The organism is Chryseobacterium sp. POL2 (assembly GCF_011058315.1).
Classification (GTDB): domain Bacteria; phylum Bacteroidota; class Bacteroidia; order Flavobacteriales; family Weeksellaceae; genus Soonwooa.
Map to the genome: position 1 here is coordinate 1322660 of NZ_CP049298.1, position 16240 is coordinate 1338899.

A 16240-nucleotide genomic window follows, 5' to 3' on the forward strand; every position below is an offset into this window, starting at 1 on the left:
AAGTTATTCCAAACTTAAAAACAACCAGAAAGAATGTTTGAAATTTAATTAAAACTATTAACAACCAAAATCAATATGTTTGATATAGACCGCTGGCAAGAGATATTTAGTTCGATTCGCAGCAATGTTTTGCGAACGATACTTTCTGGTTTTACTGTAGCCTTGGGATTATTTATCTTCATTGTTCTTTTCGGTATTGGTAATGGCCTCAACAACTCTTTTACGCAAGCCTTCACAAGGGATGCGGCTAATCTCATTATGATTTTCACTGGCAAAACTTCCGAAGCTTTTGCAGGTTTGCAATCCAACAGAACAATTAGTCTTAACAATGATGATTTTGAAAGCATCGAAAAAACAGGAAAAGGCAAACTAGAATATGCATCGCCACGCTACTCTGCCAACTGGATGGTAAAATATGGCCGCGAAAGCGGAACCTATCAAATACATGGTGTATTGCCAGACGAAAAATTTTTGGAAAATCGTGTTATGATGGATGGTCGTTATATCACAAAAATGGATATAGACAGAAAGGCCAATGTTACATCTATCGGAAGAATGGTGCAACGCGACCTTATCAAAGATGGCGATCCTATTGGAAAAATGATCCAGATTAACGGAACAATGTTTCGTGTGGTTGGCGTATTTTCTGACGCTGGAGGAGATTGGGACGAGCGTCATGTTATTATTCCGATTTCCACTTTGCAACAAATGAAAAAAGGCTCCGATACTGTAAGTACGATTATGCTATCTTATAATCCCAAAATGTCGCCCGATGAAGCTATTAAATACGGTGAAAAAGTTGAAAAACAAATTAAAGACCGCCACAAAATTTCACCAACAGACCAACAAGCCGTTATTGTTAGAAACAATGCCAAAAACAATCAGGAATCTTTCATGTTTATTTTCGTAATTTCTGTCGTCGTAGGATTTATTGGACTAGGAACTTTAATAGCTGGCGTTATTGGCATTAGTAACATCATGGTTTACATTGTAAAAGAGCGTACCAAAGAAATAGGAATCCGAAAAGCTATTGGTGCAAAACCACCAGGAATTGTCGCGCTTATTTTACAGGAAAGCATCGTGATAACCGTTATCTCTGGACTTATTGGCGTAGCCGCTGGCGTATTTACTTTAAAAATGATTGGGGACAGTCTAGAAGCTTATTTTATTTTGAACCCATCCGTTGGTTGGGGACTTATTACAACGGCATTTTTTTGTTTGATTTTTGCTGGTGCTATTGCGGGATTCATCCCTGCTTATCGGGCTTCCAAGATAAAACCTATCGAAGCATTACGAACAGAATAATTGGATTTTTAATTGCTATTAAATAAAAGCCTTAGTGTTTGATTTAAATAAAAAATAAAACGTTAACCCGAAAAAATGAAAATCTTATTCAGTTTAGATACATGGCAGGAGATATATTATTCATTGAGTAATAATAAACTCCGGACGTTTCTCACCATGATTGGCGTGGGTTGGGGAATGTTTTTGTATGTCAGCTTACTTGGTGCTGCAAAAGGCATGGAAAATGGTTTTAACAAATTATTTTCTGGTTTTGCTACCAACTCTATTTTTCTTTGGGCACAAAATACCAGCATTCCGTATGATGGTTTCCCAAAAGGAAGAACAATGAAGCTTCGTCTAAAAGATGATAATTTATTAAAATCTAAAATTCCGCAAATCGATTATATATCTCCGCAAAGTGCAAGAGGTAATTTTGGAAATCCTCCGGAGCAAATTGCGAGAAACGGAAAATCAGCAACTTACATGTTAACGGGCGATTATCCTGTCGGAAATTTAATATCTCAAAAGAAGCTTTTGTTCGGAAGATACATCAACGATCCCGATGTTACGAGTAGCAAAAATGTTGTTGTCATTGGAGAAGAAGTTTATAAAAACCTTTTTGATGCCAAGAAAAACGAAAACCCAATCGGAAAATCCGTTAACATAAAAGGGGTATTTTTTACAGTCATTGGCGTTTTCCGTGTTGGAAAAGCTGGCGGTCCTTTGGAAAGTGACCAGTCTGCCTATATCCCATTTTCTACGTATAACAAGCTATATAATGCTGGTGATGTTGTCGACTTTTTTGCCATCGTGAGTAAGCCAGACGCCAATGTCAGCACTGTGGAAGACCTCGCAAAAACAGAACTTAAAAAAGAATACCACGCTTCTCCAGAAGACACCAATGCTTTTGGAAGTTTTAACCTCGGCAAAGAATTTAAAAAACTTACAGGTTTTCTTACTGGTATGCAATTTTTGACCATCACAGTAGGAACATTAACCATTTTGGCGGGCGTTATTGCCATTTCAAATATCCTTTTAATTACCGTGAAAGAACGTACCAAAGAAATCGGAATCCGTAGAGCACTAGGTGCAAAACCAAGCGAAGTGCGTAACCAGATTTTATTAGAAAGTGTGGTGATTACGTTGTCTTCGGGTTTAATCGGATTTTTATTTGGGATATTTTTACTCATGGGACTTAATCTTGCCACTGCCAATAATGACAGCTTTCCGTTTTATAATCCCACGGTGGACTATTCCAATGTATTTTCTGCCTTAGCAATTATGCTGGTTTTAGGCTTATTAATAGGCATGATTCCCGCACAAAGAGCCGTCAAAATAAAACCTATCGAAGCTTTAAGAACCGAATAATATTTAAAAATAATACTAACTATATACTTTTCAGAATGAAAAAGAAGTTCACCATCAAAAAATTTCTCTATATCCTACTCGGACTTGTTGTTCTAGGTGCTTTGGTTATGGGAATTAGCTATGTCGTAAAATCCAACTCGGCAGAAAAGGAAATCTTCTTAACGAGAAAACCTACAATTTCTAATCTTGAGGACAAAGTCATGGCAACAGGAAAAATTGTCCCTCGCGAAGAGATTGAGATAAAACCCAATATGTCTGGGATTATTACCAGTATTGAAGTGGACGAAGGCGACAAAGTTACCGCTGGACAACTACTTGCAACATTGAGAATTATCCCAACCGTTTCCGATGTTAATGGTGCGATGCAGGAAATTAACAATGCTGAAATACAAGTTAAGAATGCTCAAATAAATGTTTCTAATCAACAGAAACAATTTGCGATGCAAGATAAACTGTACAAGCAAGGTGTGATTTCTAAACAAGAATACATCACCGCACAACAACAATATGAGAGTACTGTACAGCAACAGAAAATTGCCAACCAATCCCTAAATGCCGCGCAAAAAAGATTGCAAATTGTAAAAACAGGTGCAACGCCAGAATTGCAAGGTATGGCGACAACACAAATTCGGGCAAAAGCTGCGGGAACAGTTTTAGAAATTCCTGTGAAAGTTGGTAGCCAAGTTATCGAAGCCAATGCTTTCAACCCTGGAACAACCATTTGTTCTATCGCAGATTTGGGTTCATTAATTTTCCAAGGAACGATTGATGAAGCCCAAGCGGGAAAACTTAAAGAAGGCATGGACATGAACATCGTTATCGGTGCGCTTCAAAACAAAAACTTCCCTGGCAAATTAACACTTATCGCACCAAAAGGTAAAGAGGAAACGGGAACAATAAAATTCTCTGTGGAAGGCGATGTTTTCAATAAAACCAATGAATATATCCGTGCAGGTTTCAGTGCTAATGGCGAAATCGTCTTGGACAGTCAAAAAAATGCGTTGTTATTGGATGAATCTTTAATACAGTATGAAAAAGTAAATAATGTTGACAAATCTTTTGTGGAAATAAAACAGCCCGATGGCAGTTTCAAGAAAGTCTATGTTAAGCTAGGCGCCAGCGACGGTATTCGTGTACAAATCCTTTCAGGCATTGATAAAAATGCGGAAGTTAAAGTTTGGAATCCTTCGGATAAGGACAAAGAAGAACTCAAAGAAAAGAAAAACAAATAGCAAAAAAAAAGCGATTTCTAACGAAATCGCTTTTTTTATTATTACTCCTCAGACAAGCTATCGCGAGATTGATTATTGTACAACAAGGCATAATAACCATTAAGTGCGAGAAGGTCTTCGTGACGGCCTTCTTCAACGATTTTACCTTTTTCCATGACGATTATTTTATCAGCCTTTTCGATGGTTGACAATCGATGCGCAATGATAATGGACGTTCGTTCTTTCGTAATTTTTTCGGTGGCACGTTGTATTAGTTTTTCACTTTCATGATCGATGGAAGAAGTCGCTTCGTCCAAAATCAAAATTTTAGGATCCGACAAATAAGCTCTTAAAAATGATAAAAGTTGACGTTGTCCAAGTGAAATCGACGAGCCTCTTTCGCTAACAACATAATTGTAACCACCTGGAAGACTTTCAATAAAATCATCTACTTCAATCTCTTGTGCCACTTTTTTAATTTGCTCCATCGTGATGCTTTCGTCACCCAAAGTTAAATTTTCAAAAATAGAACCATGGAACAAGAAAACATCTTGTAGAACCACACCAATATGGCTTCTTAAATTATACAATTCATAATCACGGATTTCGACATCATCCAAAAGAATCTCGCCAGAATTGATATCGTACAATCTTGTGATTAAGCTAATTATAGTGGATTTTCCAGCGCCAGTGGCACCAACTATCGCCACCGTTTCGCCAGGATTAACTTTAAAACTAATGCCTTTCAGAACTTCTTGTTTTTCATCATAAGCAAAACGAACATCTTTAAATTCAATTTTACCATCAAATTCACTTTTAACAATTTTACCTTCATTGGGCATCGCATTATCTTCATCCATAACGCCCAAAACACGCTCGGCACCCACCAATCCTCTTTGGATATTATTAAATCGATCCGCAATCTGGCGCAATGGTCGAATCAGCATATTGATAAACTGAATAAAGGCGATAATAACACCCGCTTTCGCCTCGATAAAACCACCATAAAACAAGATAAAACCAATAAAAATTGACGAAATCAATTCAACTACAGGAAAGAACAATGAGAAGATAAAAACCGTTCTCAACAAAGCTGCTTTCAGCTGAATATTAATATCATCAAACTTTTTAAACTCCGCTTCTTGACGATTAAAAACCTGAATAATAGACATCCCAGACAATCGTTCTTGTACAAAACTATTTTGTATCGCGGTCCAGCTACGCTCGTCACCAAAAGCCTTTTTAAGTCTCTTTTGGAAAATACGCGTTATAATCACCATTAATGGTAAAATCGCTAACGAAATATAACTGAGCTCCACATTCGTTTGGAACATCATAAATAACACAAATGCAATTCTTAAGATGTCACCAAAAACCATCAAAAAACCGTCCGTATAGACCACCGCAATCGTCTCCACATCGCCAACAGCACGTGTCACCAACTGTCCCAAAGCGGTTTTATCAAAAAAAGATGTTTTGAAATAAATCAGCTTATGATAAAGTCTTTCACGAATATCCCGAATCACATTCTGTGAGATAAAATTCGAAAAGTAAACTAGGAAAAAATTGAGCAACATTTCCGCAATTACTAATCCTATTAGGATATAGATATGCTTCATCATCAATCCTGTATCTTTCAGTTTCGTGATATCATTATCGACAATTTCCATGGTCAAATAAGGTCGATATGTCGACACAATTGACAACAAAATTGAAATAATTAAAGTCAAAATAAACCAAGACCGGAACTTCATCCCAATCACAAAGAGTCTTTTAACTATGTCCCAAGTATTTTGCTTTTCCATGTTTTAATCTAAAAAATCATAACCAACATCTACCAAAAAAAGTCCGTGCGCCGGCGCCGATGTTCCCGCTGAGTTGCGATGTTGCTCTTTGATGACGCGATGCATATCCTCTGGCTTCAGCTTACTACTGCCGACTTCCACCATTGTTCCAACAATTGCACGAACCATATTTCTCAAAAAACGATCTGCCGAAATCGTAAATTTCAACAAACTTCCGTCTTGTTCCCAATTTGCGTGATAGATTTTACAAATATTGGTTTTGTTATCCGCATGAAGCTTTGCAAAACTTGTAAAATCCGAATACTCGAACAGTATTTTACAAGCTTCGTTCATCGCATCGACATCCAATTTTTTGCGCCACATTTGCCACGCCGAATCTTTTGTAAAAGGATCTTTTTCTTCAGAAATAAAATAATTGTAAGTTCTGTACGTCGCACTAAAACGGGCATGGGCATCGTCTGCCACTTCAAAAATACGTTTTACAGCAATGCTCTCTGGAAGAAAGCTGTTAAGGCGATGCACCAAATTGGGCATCAAAACTTCATTATACTCAAAATGCGCAAAAATTTTCTTCGCATGCACGCCCGTATCTGTTCTGCCCGCGCCCGTTGTTTTTATCGGTTGGCGAAGTAGCACGGACAAAGCCTTTTCCAGTTCCTCCTGGACCGTAATTTGGTTCGGTTGTATCTGATAACCAAAGTATGGCGCACCATCGTAAGAAAATTCTATAAAGTATCGCATTGGTGCAAATTTCCTGATTTTTTTCCAATAAAAATAATTTGGGCGTTCCTTTTTCGCCCTCGCTTTTCCATCCCAAAAAGTCGGGCTGTTCGCTATATCTTTCTGTAGAGGTGGCTTCGGCTCCGCTCAGCCACCCCTACAGAAAGGATGCCGCTGCCATCCCTAACGCGGGATAGGTCAACAGAAGTTAGCTTGCTCAATTTTAATTTAACAACCTTTCAAACCTCACAAAAAAATAAGACCTTTGCAACATGAAAAGGATTTTGCTACTTTCCGATACGCATTCTTACATGGATGACCGAATTTTATCTTACGCCAAAGACGCGGATGAAGTTTGGCATGCAGGCGATTTTGGAAATATGCACGTCATCGAAGAACTGGAAAAGCTAAAACCTTTGACAGGCGTATTTGGCAATATCGATGAGGCAAAAATCCGAACAATCTTTCCGGAAGTCAAAAGCTTCATGTGCGAAGAAGTTAAAGTGTTGATGATTCATATCGGTGGTTATCCTGGAAAATATACCGCTTTGGCAAAACAACATATTGCGTCCGAACAACCACAATTATTTATTTCGGGACATTCTCATATCCTTAAGGCAATGTATGATGAGAAGAACAAACTTCTTCACCTCAACCCCGGCGCTTGTGGAAAACAAGGTTGGCACAAAGTCCGCACCATGATGCGCTTCAGTATTATCGGGAAAGAAATTAAAGATTTAGAAATTATAGAATTGGGACCAAAATGAAAATCGGAGATGCTGTAAGTATTTTGGATGATGACCTGCGTGGACACATCACTTCTGTTAAGCCAAATGGTTTTGATATCAAAGACGCGTTTGGTTTTATTCACTTTTATCCAAAAGAAAAAGTTATTCTTTTAGACAAAAGTATTTACGAAAACATTAAGGTTTCTGTAAAAAAAGAAACGTCCAAGCCCATTTCTAAAAAACATAAAAAAGATGCTTTTCGTATTGACCTTCACTTCGAAAATTTGGTAAAAAAACCTTATGAATACGAGTCCTTTGAAAGATTAATGATACAAAAAGAAAAACTTTTGGAAGCCATCGACTTCTGCAGAACTCACAAACTGAAACGAATGATTATTATCCACGGTATCGGCGATGGTATTTTACAAAATATGGTGCACCAGGTTGTCCAAGGTCTAGCAGATATCGAGTATGACGACGATGGATTTTTCTTTCATCAATCGGGTAGTTTGGAACTTATTTTCAAATAAAATTAGTTCATAGTTACATCATCTGGCGAGTTTGCAAAAATCAAAAAATCGCCGCCCAAATTTTGCATAATATCGCGCCAAAGCCCTCTATCATTCGGGAAGGTATAATCTAGATTATAGACATCTACCACCGTCCAATATTTACTTCTAATTTCTGTTTCTAGCTGCATCGCTGCCCAACCAGAATAACCTGCAAAAACCTTAACATCGGAAAGATTAAGCTTTTCATCAACAATGGCTGCAACGACTTTTTCGATATCTTCTGTCAAATAAAAATCGTCATTAATAAGGCTATGTTTCTCGGTAATTGGCTCACCTTTAATGATAAAAAATATCTTCTCGCGTTCTACTGGTCCTCCGTCATACACTTCTACTTCGAAACCAAAAATATCCAACAATCTATCGCTCATCATTTTATTCTTTTTGTTGAGTATAAGACCGAATCCGCCATGTCTATCATGCTGAACCATCAGGACCACCGAGCGCGAAAATATATCGCCCGATGCGTCAGGTGTTGAGATTAAAAGTTTACCTTTGTAAGAGTTATTCATAACTCAAAACTAAGTAAAATTATATTTTACGCCAATTTTTTTGAAATAGAACTTTGGTAATTTAACATTTCAAATATGGAAGATCTTCATCAACACAGAAAATCTTACGAAAAAGCAGAACTTACAGAATCAGAAATCCGCGAAAATCCAATTGAACAATTTCGGGATTGGTTCTTAGATGCAGAAGAAAATCCGTTGGTCGCAGAAGCCAATGCGATGGCAATTTCAACGTTAGAGTCTGACGGCTGCCCACGCACCCGAATGGTTTTATTAAAAGCATATAGCGCCGAAGGTTTTATATTCTACACCAATTATGACAGTCGCAAAGGTCAAGCTATTAAATCCAATCATAAAGCTTGTTTGCATTTTTTTTGGCCAAGTCTAGAACGTCAAATCATCATCAAAGCCAATCTTGAAAAAATAGCGCCTAATCTCAGCGACGGTTACTTTCATTCGAGACCACGGGGCAGTCAATTGGGTGCTTTGGTTTCGCCACAAAGTCATGAAATCCCCAATCGGGAATTTCTAGAAAACAAACTTCAGGATTTGGAAAAAGAATGGGAAGGCAAGGAAATCCCAAGACCCGAAAACTGGGGAGGTTATTTGGCAAGACCTTACGAAATCGAATTTTGGCAAGGTCGTCCCAACCGACTGCATGACCGCATCCTATACCAATTAGAAAACAATCTTGACTGGAAAATAAAAAGACTCGCACCGTAAACGAGTCTTTTTTATATTTTAGAAAAACTTTAGAAACTCAACTTCCAAGCGTCTAGCATTTCTGTAAATCGAGTCGAGTCAAAGCTTTTGCTTCTGATTTTGGAAACAATATGAATTCCTTTTTCATCTGATATTCTAATAATTTCATCAGACTTTTGGGATTCGAAAGCAATAATCTCAGCTTCTTCTATTTCTGCCAATTTATTTTTATGAACAAAGGTGACAAAGCTTTCCATAAGTGGCGAAATATAAGCACCTTCTGTCTGTTTCGGAATTTTAATCACATTGTCTTGCAAAAACAAAAGATTCCCAAAGATACTTCTCGCAATACGTTTGCTGGGATTTAATAATATCAAATCGTCCAAATCATTATCTCTGGCATAAATGCTAGCATAGATATTCTCAGGACAATGCACTTTGATATTGCTAAGAAGATTGGCATTGACATTAATTTCTTTTATCATATCCAATTCGATTGTTCCTTGGATAGCTAATGGATCGCTAACTTCTTTCACTTCAAAATAAAAAGAAGTTTTGGCTTTCGGGAGATTAGCTTGATCTGCTTCTTCACGATAAACCATAAAATCTATAATCGCATTCTGAATATTTTTTTCTAAAACTTCTTTCTGAAAAAGCTCTTGAAAAAACTCTAAGGTGTAAGACAACGGAATATCAAATCGCATTTTGCGCATCGACGCCATGAGGAAAAAGTAAACTTCTTCTGCCATTATTAGCGTATTGTTGCGCACAAAAAAGGACACTTTTACCGCATCTCCGTATAAAAATGCGCGGTTGACCGTTTGTAGATTGTCTTCTATATATTGTAACTTTTGCATCATAAATAAAAAAATAATGAACGATAAATATCGTCCATTTTTATAAGTTTAACTAGGCTGCACCTAATTTTATTTTAAGGTTTTCTATGAGGTTTTCCCAATATAGACGATTTTCTTCCTCATCTCCTTCGTCACAAAAATCAGTAATATTGAGCGACAAATCTTCGGTAAGCTCATCGATGATAATTGTTAACTCGAAGAAATATTTTGAGCCTTCGTCTTCTTCCCAACGGAAACGAACAAAACTCTCTGGTTTGTAACGGATAAGCGTTGCTCTCTCGGCAGGCCCACCTCCCCAGCTAAAATAAAAATCATCTCCACGTTCTACCACTTCATCGGCAAACCACTCTGACAGACCTTCCGCACTTGCTAAATACTCGTACAATATCTCTGATAGACAGTGCATATTATATTCGTAGTGAACTTTCGTTTTTGCCATAAATCGTATTTATAATCAGGGCGCAATATATAAATTAATTTCTTATTTGCAAATGCTTTATTAAGCTTAAAAATAAAATAAATCACAAAAAAACATGTTTTTTGTCACTTAATCACTAATTCTTTAATACTTTGATTTAATAGTTTTTATCTAAATTCTTAACCTCATCGATAGCTTCCAAAATTATTTGGCATCCTATCGTAATTTCTTCATTAGAAATCGTCAATGGTGGTGAAATTCTTAAAAACTCATTGCGGTAGAGTTGCCAGAAAACAATAAGACCTTTTTCCATGCAACGTTTTGCAACCGCCAAAGTAAATTCTGGACTTCCGAGATCCACTGCCAACATGAGACCTTTGCCATTTACTTTTTTAATATTTGGATGTACCAATAGTTCTCGGAAAAGCTGCTCTTTCTCATCCGTTAAGGTCATAAGTCCACTTTCTAAAACTTCTTCTAAAGTAGCTAAACACGCCGCAGCAATCAATGGGTTACCTCCAAAAGTCGTAATATGTCCTAACTTCGGCGAATGGGATAAACTGTCCATAATCTCGCGAGATGCCATAAAAGCGCCTACTGGAACACCACCGCCCATACCTTTTCCCATCACCAAAATATCGGGAACAATGCCATAATGTTCGAAAGCAAATAATTTTCCGGTTCTTCCAAAACCAGGCTGAATCTCATCCAAAATCAACAATGCACCGACTTTTTCACAATGTTTTTTAAGATTGATAAAATAATCTTGCGACGGTGTTATAAAGCCTGCTGCCCCCTGAATGGTTTCTACAATAACGCAAGCCGTTTTTTCGGTTATTTGTCCAAAATCGTTTTGGTTATCATATTCAATAAAGTCAATCATGGGTAATAGTGGGCGAAACTCACGCTTGTGCACTTCGTTGCCAGCCACACTCAGCGCACCATGTGTATTCCCGTGATAAGCATTTTTGAAGGCAACAATCTCTTCTCTCCCCGTATATCTTTTGGCAAGTTTTAGCGCACCATCGATTGCTTCGGCGCCACTGTTAACAAGATAAGTAACCTCCAAAGGCTCGGGCGTTGCTTCTGCCAATAGCCGACACAGTTTAACAGGAGCTTCTTGTGCATATTCGCCATATACCATAACGTGAAGATATTTGTCCGCTTGATTTTTGATGGCGTTAACGACTTTGGGGTGCGAATGTCCTAATGTGTTTGCCGATACACCAGCAACAAAATCCAAATAAGCTTTTCCGTCTTTTCCGTAGATGTAACTACCTTCTGCTCTTTCGACTTCGAAACCGGCTGCATAAGGTGTTGTCTGTGCTTGATATTTGAAGAAATTATTTTTGATATCCATTTTAAAATTCTAAAACTTTATGAAGATGCAAATTTACGACCTAGAAATTGAACTAAAAACCAAGTCAAAGCTTTTATCAAAATAATCTTTAAAATTTAGGAGAATTTTTCATTTAATCTTTATGCTGTATGTTTTTAAATCTAAACATTTTTTGTCATTAACGTTACCGAACCTTAGATTCCTCAACTCGCTTTGCTACTTTCGGAAGGACAATATTGAAATATTATGATTACTAATTGACAATTATAAAATAGAAATCCCAATCTGCGCCCCGGCGTAGGCGGAACTCCTTTTGCGAGAGGCTATGCCGAGCAAAAGAGTGGGAGCCGAAGACGGAAATGGCGCCCAAATAAAAGCCTCATAAATTTTGAAAACTTATGAGGCTAAAGTATGTTTTAAAATACTATCGTTTCTCGCGAACGGGCGTTTTGGGTTTGTTTTTTTCGGCTTGTTTTTGACGTTCTGCTTCTGCCAAGTCGTAAAGTTTGTTGTCGGACTCATAGACAATTTCGTCATAATTGGGCGTATCGAGGAAGATATCTTCCCATTTTTTCGGTCGGTCTTTGGTATTCCAATTGAAGTCTGGAAAAAATCGTTTTTCGCGTGGCAACATACTCATGGGATAGATGTCGGATTGCGCGCCAATACGGCAAGTCACCGTCTCTAGGCGTTTTTCGATAAAGTCCGCCTCGATCTGTCCGCACACAGCGATGGCCACACCAATGCGGCTCATCTCTTTTGTTTTTTCGTTTTCTTCGTCGGCGTAAGCGATGGATTGGGCATTTTCGACAGCTACGGCTTTTTTGATTTGGCCTTTTTCGAAATAAATTCCCATCCATTTGCTTTTGATTTGATGGAACTCGTCTTTCATATTCAGAGAGTCCACTTTGCTGATAGCAAAGGCATTTCCAAGGACTTTTACCGAGTCGATATCTTGCGTCGTGGTGTTCATAAAAACCTTGACCTCGTCGCCTGTAATCTGCTTGGTTCCTGACCAAAGTATTGGATTTTTCATCAAATGCAAAATGCCATCGGTCTCATTATAAGACATCGAATCGGCGCGTGCTTGCATATTGGTTTTGAAAACGCGAACCTTGTGATAAGCGCGTAGATAGCTTTTTTTCTGATTGGTAGAATCGGGTTTTTGAAAACTTAAAAATCGATCTGCAGAAATATACATGGAGTCTTTTTCGAAAATCTTAACGGCGTAAGGCTTGTTGGTTATCATTGCAGAGTCTTTTAACTCATAGATTTCTGCGTAACCACCTTTAACAAAGCGTTTTTCTTTGGGATCGTCCAGCATGACATTTCCTGTTCCTTTTCCAAAGCCTGTATTTCTGTTATAAACGAGCTCGTCTCCTGTAAGAATTTTGCCGTTGTAGTGAATTCTTGAGTTTTTTCTGAGGTGCGAAATACCTGTTTTCCCATCGTGCTCGCCCAATTCTGTGTAGACATAATTTCCGTAATTCGTTTTACTACGAATGGTTGTAGGTCCAAAGAATTTTGAAAGTTTTGTTGTTTGATTGGTTTTGATATTATCACTTTCTATCGTGTAATCTTTAGCATCAATGGTAGAGTGTCCAACAAAATCGATGTCTTTTGTATTGACATAATAGGTTGCTGACTTGGTGTACATGATGTTTTGTCCATCAGAAATTGTTCCTCCTGTATTAAAATAGGCTGTATTAGGAACACGGTCGTAATATAAAATTTCGGTTTTGATGCTTTGCTTGGGATCGGTCAATACAACATTTCGGCGTGCGATACCACGTTGCGAATTTCCGTCATATTCCATTTCCTCAGCCGTAATTTTGGTACCATCGGCGTTTAGCAATACAACATTTCCGATGGCTTTCAGGAAATTTTCTTTTTGATATAAAACGACTTTGTCAGCTGTAAGAACCGAACCTTGATGTTCAAATTTAACATTTCCCGAAAAGACAAGATTTCCTTCGTACTGATCGGGTTTTACGCCAGACTCATCGGAGTGTATGTGCTGAACTTTTGACGCTTGTTCCTGTTGGGGCTTGGGCGCAAAAAAAGGATCTCTCGGGTTGTTATTATAAGGTGTCTGCGCAACAATCCGAAACAATCCCGATAGGCTGAATATTAAAAATAATAGAAAAAATTTGTTCATTCCTTATGACTTCTTATGGCCATAAAAATAAAGCGAATGCGTGTCTATTTTAACACCAAAAGCTTGTTCAATAGATTCTTTGATACCTTGAATTCTTGGATCGCAAAATTCAATAATCTCGGCGATTTCCTTATCGGTGCCATCTTTATAAATGACCAAGTGATCGTGTTGTTTATCAAAATAGGATTTCTCATAAGATGATGAACTCAATGTTTTTTCTCCGAATTGATGCTTTCTGATAAGACCTGCATCCAAGAAAATCTCAATTGTATTATAAATCGTCGCTTTGCTGACATGATACTTTTTTTGCATCATAATCAGGTATAAATCATCAACATTGAAGTGATGGTCCAAGTTGTATATTTCTTCTAAAATGGTATAACGTTCTGGTGTATTTCTAAAACCTTTTTCTAAAAGATATTGTCTTAATACATCTTTGATTGTTACTACATTTAGTTCTTTTTGTGTTGTCTCCATAATCGATTCGATAGGACAAAATTACAATTAATTTTTGTAATGATTAGCAAGTCACCAAGTCTAGACTTTTCTAATTTTGTCATGTACATAACCTTGCTCCAAAAGTGGCGCCGACTCAACAACCACATTGTGAGAGGCTACACCATAGGCTTTGAAATCATTGCTACCCATAGTTCTGACAAAATTATAAACATTCATAATGAGTTTTTCACGGATATTTAATAGATAATCGTTGATATAGACATTGTCGATGATCACAAATTTGAGGTCTGGTGGGATATTATGCGATCGTAATGACGGATAGCTGCTCTTAGAAGGAATCATCTCTTCGTCCATCATATCGTCTAAAACCTGTCCAAAATAATCGCTAATTCTTCGATCGACTTTGAAACCAAGCAAGAAATTTACTTTATAAATCGTACCTGGAAGAATTTCTTCAAGATGGTATTTGAAAGTATAAGGCTCTTCCTGATTAATAACACTTAAAATAAAATAATGATCGGCTCTTTTCGGTTGCGATTTTATAATAGAATAAATAATTTTTGACTCGACTTCGTCTTCTTTTTGGGCGCGGCTGAAGAAGGCTAAATTCGTAGCATATTTGGGAATTGTCTCGTCCAATTTCATATCCATAATCGTGGATACATAATTGTTAAGTTTGACAAATTTAACAAACTGCGTTTTGATTTTGCGACCATTATACCAGCCGTACATACAAATTCCGATGAAACCTGCTAGTAATACAGAAATCCACCCGCCTTCGAAGAATTTAATAATATTGGCACTAAAGAATCCAAGCTCGATGGTTAAATAGGTAACACCAAATAAAGCAATCCAAATTTTTGGCGTTCTTGTTTTGAAAAACCAAAATACCAACAAAATCGTCGTCATCAACATGGTTACCGTAATAGAAAGTCCATAAGCGGCTTCCATTCTACCCGACTCTTTGAAGAATACGACAATAATGACGCACATCAAAAATATTCCCCAATTAATTCTAGGGATATACATTTGCCCTTTGATACCCGATGGATAATCGATTTGTTGATTTGGCCAAAGGTTAATGGACATTGCTTCCGAAAACATGGTAAATGCTCCTGTAATTACCGATTGACTGGCAATAATTGCCGCCGCAGTTGCGATGATAACACCAGGAAGGATAAACCATTCTGGCATAATTCCGAAGAAAGGATTTTTACCATTAAACACCTCATGATAGTTGTTTAGTAACCATGCACCTTGACCAAGATAATTAAGAATCAACATGGCTTTTACAAAGATCCAACTAATTCTAATATTACTTTTTCCGCAATGTCCAAGATCCGAATAAAGTGCTTCTGCCCCAGTAGTACAAAGAAAAACCGCACCTAGAATAATAATGGCTGAAGGCGAATTATAAATTAATTTTACAGCGTAGATGGGATTAAAAGCTTTTAAAATATAAGGCGCGTCCAAAAGATGATAAAGCCCCAATGTCCCCAACATCAAAAACCAAATCACCATAACTGGTCCAAAAAACTTCCCAATAAAACTCGTCCCAAATTGTTGCACAATAAATATAATAAACAATATAGTTAAAGTAATAGGTACAACTGGCGGATTATGCACCACAAGCTCTAAACCTTCAACAGCCGACATCACGGTTAAGGATGGCGTAATAATACTATCTGCCACCAAAGCAGCAGCACCTATTATTGCAATAATATACAACCATTTCTTACGAATTCGTTTCACCAAAGAATAAAGAGAAAGTATTCCACCTTCTCCTTTGTTGTCTGCTCGCAAAGCTATAATAACGTACTTAAGGGTTGTCTGTAGCGTAATGGTCCAGATAATACAAGACAATGCACCCTCTATATATTCTTCCGAAATAATTCCGCCAGACTTACCAGCATTGATAATAGCTTTCATCACATACAAAGGCGATGTACCGATGTCGCCAAAAACGATACCCAACGAAACGATAACGCCGAAGAAAGAAAGCTTTTTGATGTCTATATGACCACTAGAAGTTTGTGCCATTGTTTGAAAAAATAAAGTGCAAATTTATATTATTTTAGAAACGAAAATACATCTTGTTATTATTTTTTTTCAT

The 16240-nt window shown here is 37.4% G+C and carries 15 protein-coding genes; 6 read left to right on the top strand and 9 right to left on the bottom strand.

Features of this window, described 5'->3' with window-relative positions; all coding sequences use genetic code 11:
- Window positions 1-75 precede the first annotated feature (75 nt).
- From G6R40_RS06080 to G6R40_RS06090, 3 genes are all read left to right on the top strand, one after another.
- Complete coding sequence (locus G6R40_RS06080) at window positions 76-1305, top strand: ABC transporter permease (RefSeq protein WP_165133022.1); 1230 nt, start codon at window positions 76-78, stop codon at window positions 1303-1305.
- A 75-nt stretch (window positions 1306-1380) separates the two neighbouring features.
- Entirely contained in the window at window positions 1381-2652 is a 1272-nt protein-coding gene (locus G6R40_RS06085; RefSeq protein WP_165133023.1) for an ABC transporter permease, read from the top strand.
- A gap of 35 nt (window positions 2653-2687) precedes the next feature.
- Complete coding sequence (locus G6R40_RS06090; RefSeq protein ID WP_165133024.1) at window positions 2688-3884, top strand: efflux RND transporter periplasmic adaptor subunit; 1197 nt, start codon at window positions 2688-2690, stop codon at window positions 3882-3884.
- Between the two features lie 41 nt (window positions 3885-3925).
- Here the strand turns inward: G6R40_RS06090 and G6R40_RS06095 are convergent, their stop codons facing one another.
- Entirely contained in the window at window positions 3926-5668 is a 1743-nt protein-coding gene (locus G6R40_RS06095) for an ABC transporter ATP-binding protein (protein ID WP_165133025.1), read from the bottom strand.
- Window positions 5669-5671: 3 nt separating this feature from the next.
- Entirely contained in the window at window positions 5672-6409 is a 738-nt protein-coding gene (gene truA, locus G6R40_RS06100; protein WP_165133026.1) for a tRNA pseudouridine(38-40) synthase TruA, read from the bottom strand.
- A 251-nt stretch (window positions 6410-6660) separates the two neighbouring features.
- On the opposite strand from truA, the gene G6R40_RS06105 reads away from it, so the two are divergent.
- Both G6R40_RS06105 and G6R40_RS06110 read left to right on the top strand, forming a co-directional pair.
- Entirely contained in the window at window positions 6661-7155 is a 495-nt protein-coding gene (locus G6R40_RS06105) for a metallophosphoesterase family protein (RefSeq protein WP_165133027.1), read from the top strand.
- On the top strand, window positions 7152-7646 hold the full coding sequence (locus tag G6R40_RS06110; protein WP_165133028.1) for a DNA mismatch repair protein: 495 nt from the start codon (window positions 7152-7154) through the stop codon (window positions 7644-7646). Before G6R40_RS06105 ends, G6R40_RS06110 begins: the two co-directional genes overlap by 4 nt.
- A gap of 2 nt (window positions 7647-7648) precedes the next feature.
- Here the strand turns inward: G6R40_RS06110 and G6R40_RS06115 are convergent, their stop codons facing one another.
- Complete coding sequence (locus tag G6R40_RS06115) at window positions 7649-8197, bottom strand: YqgE/AlgH family protein (protein WP_165133029.1); 549 nt, start codon at window positions 8195-8197, stop codon at window positions 7649-7651.
- 75 nt (window positions 8198-8272) lie between these two features.
- Here G6R40_RS06115 and pdxH point away from each other — a divergent pair, with 75 nt between their 5' ends.
- Complete coding sequence (pdxH, locus tag G6R40_RS06120) at window positions 8273-8917, top strand: pyridoxamine 5'-phosphate oxidase (RefSeq protein WP_165133030.1); 645 nt, start codon at window positions 8273-8275, stop codon at window positions 8915-8917.
- A 29-nt stretch (window positions 8918-8946) separates the two neighbouring features.
- Here pdxH and G6R40_RS06125 read toward each other — a convergent pair whose 3' ends face one another.
- The 6 genes from G6R40_RS06125 to G6R40_RS06150 form a co-directional block, all read right to left on the bottom strand.
- The gene (locus G6R40_RS06125; RefSeq protein WP_410497358.1) at window positions 8947-9753 is read right to left on the bottom strand and encodes an aminotransferase class IV; all 807 of its coding nucleotides are present in this window, start codon (window positions 9751-9753) and stop codon (window positions 8947-8949) included.
- A gap of 52 nt (window positions 9754-9805) precedes the next feature.
- Complete coding sequence (locus G6R40_RS06130) at window positions 9806-10192, bottom strand: START-like domain-containing protein (protein WP_165133033.1); 387 nt, start codon at window positions 10190-10192, stop codon at window positions 9806-9808.
- Between the two features lie 136 nt (window positions 10193-10328).
- Window positions 10329-11525 (bottom strand): aspartate aminotransferase family protein, encoded by a 1197-nt coding sequence (locus G6R40_RS06135; protein WP_165137551.1) that lies wholly within the window; start codon window positions 11523-11525, stop codon window positions 10329-10331.
- Window positions 11526-11934: 409 nt separating this feature from the next.
- Entirely contained in the window at window positions 11935-13668 is a 1734-nt protein-coding gene (locus G6R40_RS06140; protein ID WP_165133035.1) for an OstA-like protein, read from the bottom strand.
- A gap of 3 nt (window positions 13669-13671) precedes the next feature.
- Complete coding sequence (locus tag G6R40_RS06145; protein WP_165133037.1) at window positions 13672-14145, bottom strand: Fur family transcriptional regulator; 474 nt, start codon at window positions 14143-14145, stop codon at window positions 13672-13674.
- Between the two features lie 60 nt (window positions 14146-14205).
- On the bottom strand, window positions 14206-16167 hold the full coding sequence (locus tag G6R40_RS06150) for a KUP/HAK/KT family potassium transporter (protein ID WP_165133039.1): 1962 nt from the start codon (window positions 16165-16167) through the stop codon (window positions 14206-14208).
- Window positions 16168-16240: the final 73 nt, after the last annotated feature.

What these genes read in the sequence shown, in the direction of transcription:
- G6R40_RS06080 (WP_165133022.1), top strand. Translation starts at nt 76, where the DNA reads ATGTTTGATATAGACCGCTGGCAAGAGATATTTAGTTCGATTCGCAGC.
- G6R40_RS06085 (WP_165133023.1), top strand. Translation starts at nt 1,381, where the DNA reads ATGAAAATCTTATTCAGTTTAGATACATGGCAGGAGATATATTATTCA.
- G6R40_RS06090 (WP_165133024.1), top strand. Translation starts at nt 2,688, where the DNA reads ATGAAAAAGAAGTTCACCATCAAAAAATTTCTCTATATCCTACTCGGA.
- G6R40_RS06095 (WP_165133025.1), bottom strand. Translation starts at nt 5,668, where the DNA reads ATGGAAAAGCAAAATACTTGGGACATAGTTAAAAGACTCTTTGTGATT.
- truA (WP_165133026.1), bottom strand. Translation starts at nt 6,409, where the DNA reads ATGCGATACTTTATAGAATTTTCTTACGATGGTGCGCCATACTTTGGT.
- G6R40_RS06105 (WP_165133027.1), top strand. Translation starts at nt 6,661, where the DNA reads ATGAAAAGGATTTTGCTACTTTCCGATACGCATTCTTACATGGATGAC.
- G6R40_RS06110 (WP_165133028.1), top strand. Translation starts at nt 7,152, where the DNA reads ATGAAAATCGGAGATGCTGTAAGTATTTTGGATGATGACCTGCGTGGA.
- G6R40_RS06115 (WP_165133029.1), bottom strand. Translation starts at nt 8,197, where the DNA reads ATGAATAACTCTTACAAAGGTAAACTTTTAATCTCAACACCTGACGCA.
- pdxH (WP_165133030.1), top strand. Translation starts at nt 8,273, where the DNA reads ATGGAAGATCTTCATCAACACAGAAAATCTTACGAAAAAGCAGAACTT.
- G6R40_RS06125 (WP_410497358.1), bottom strand. Translation starts at nt 9,753, where the DNA reads ATGCAAAAGTTACAATATATAGAAGACAATCTACAAACGGTCAACCGC.
- G6R40_RS06130 (WP_165133033.1), bottom strand. Translation starts at nt 10,192, where the DNA reads ATGGCAAAAACGAAAGTTCACTACGAATATAATATGCACTGTCTATCA.
- G6R40_RS06140 (WP_165133035.1), bottom strand. Translation starts at nt 13,668, where the DNA reads ATGAACAAATTTTTTCTATTATTTTTAATATTCAGCCTATCGGGATTG.
- G6R40_RS06145 (WP_165133037.1), bottom strand. Translation starts at nt 14,145, where the DNA reads ATGGAGACAACACAAAAAGAACTAAATGTAGTAACAATCAAAGATGTA.
- G6R40_RS06150 (WP_165133039.1), bottom strand. Translation starts at nt 16,167, where the DNA reads ATGGCACAAACTTCTAGTGGTCATATAGACATCAAAAAGCTTTCTTTC.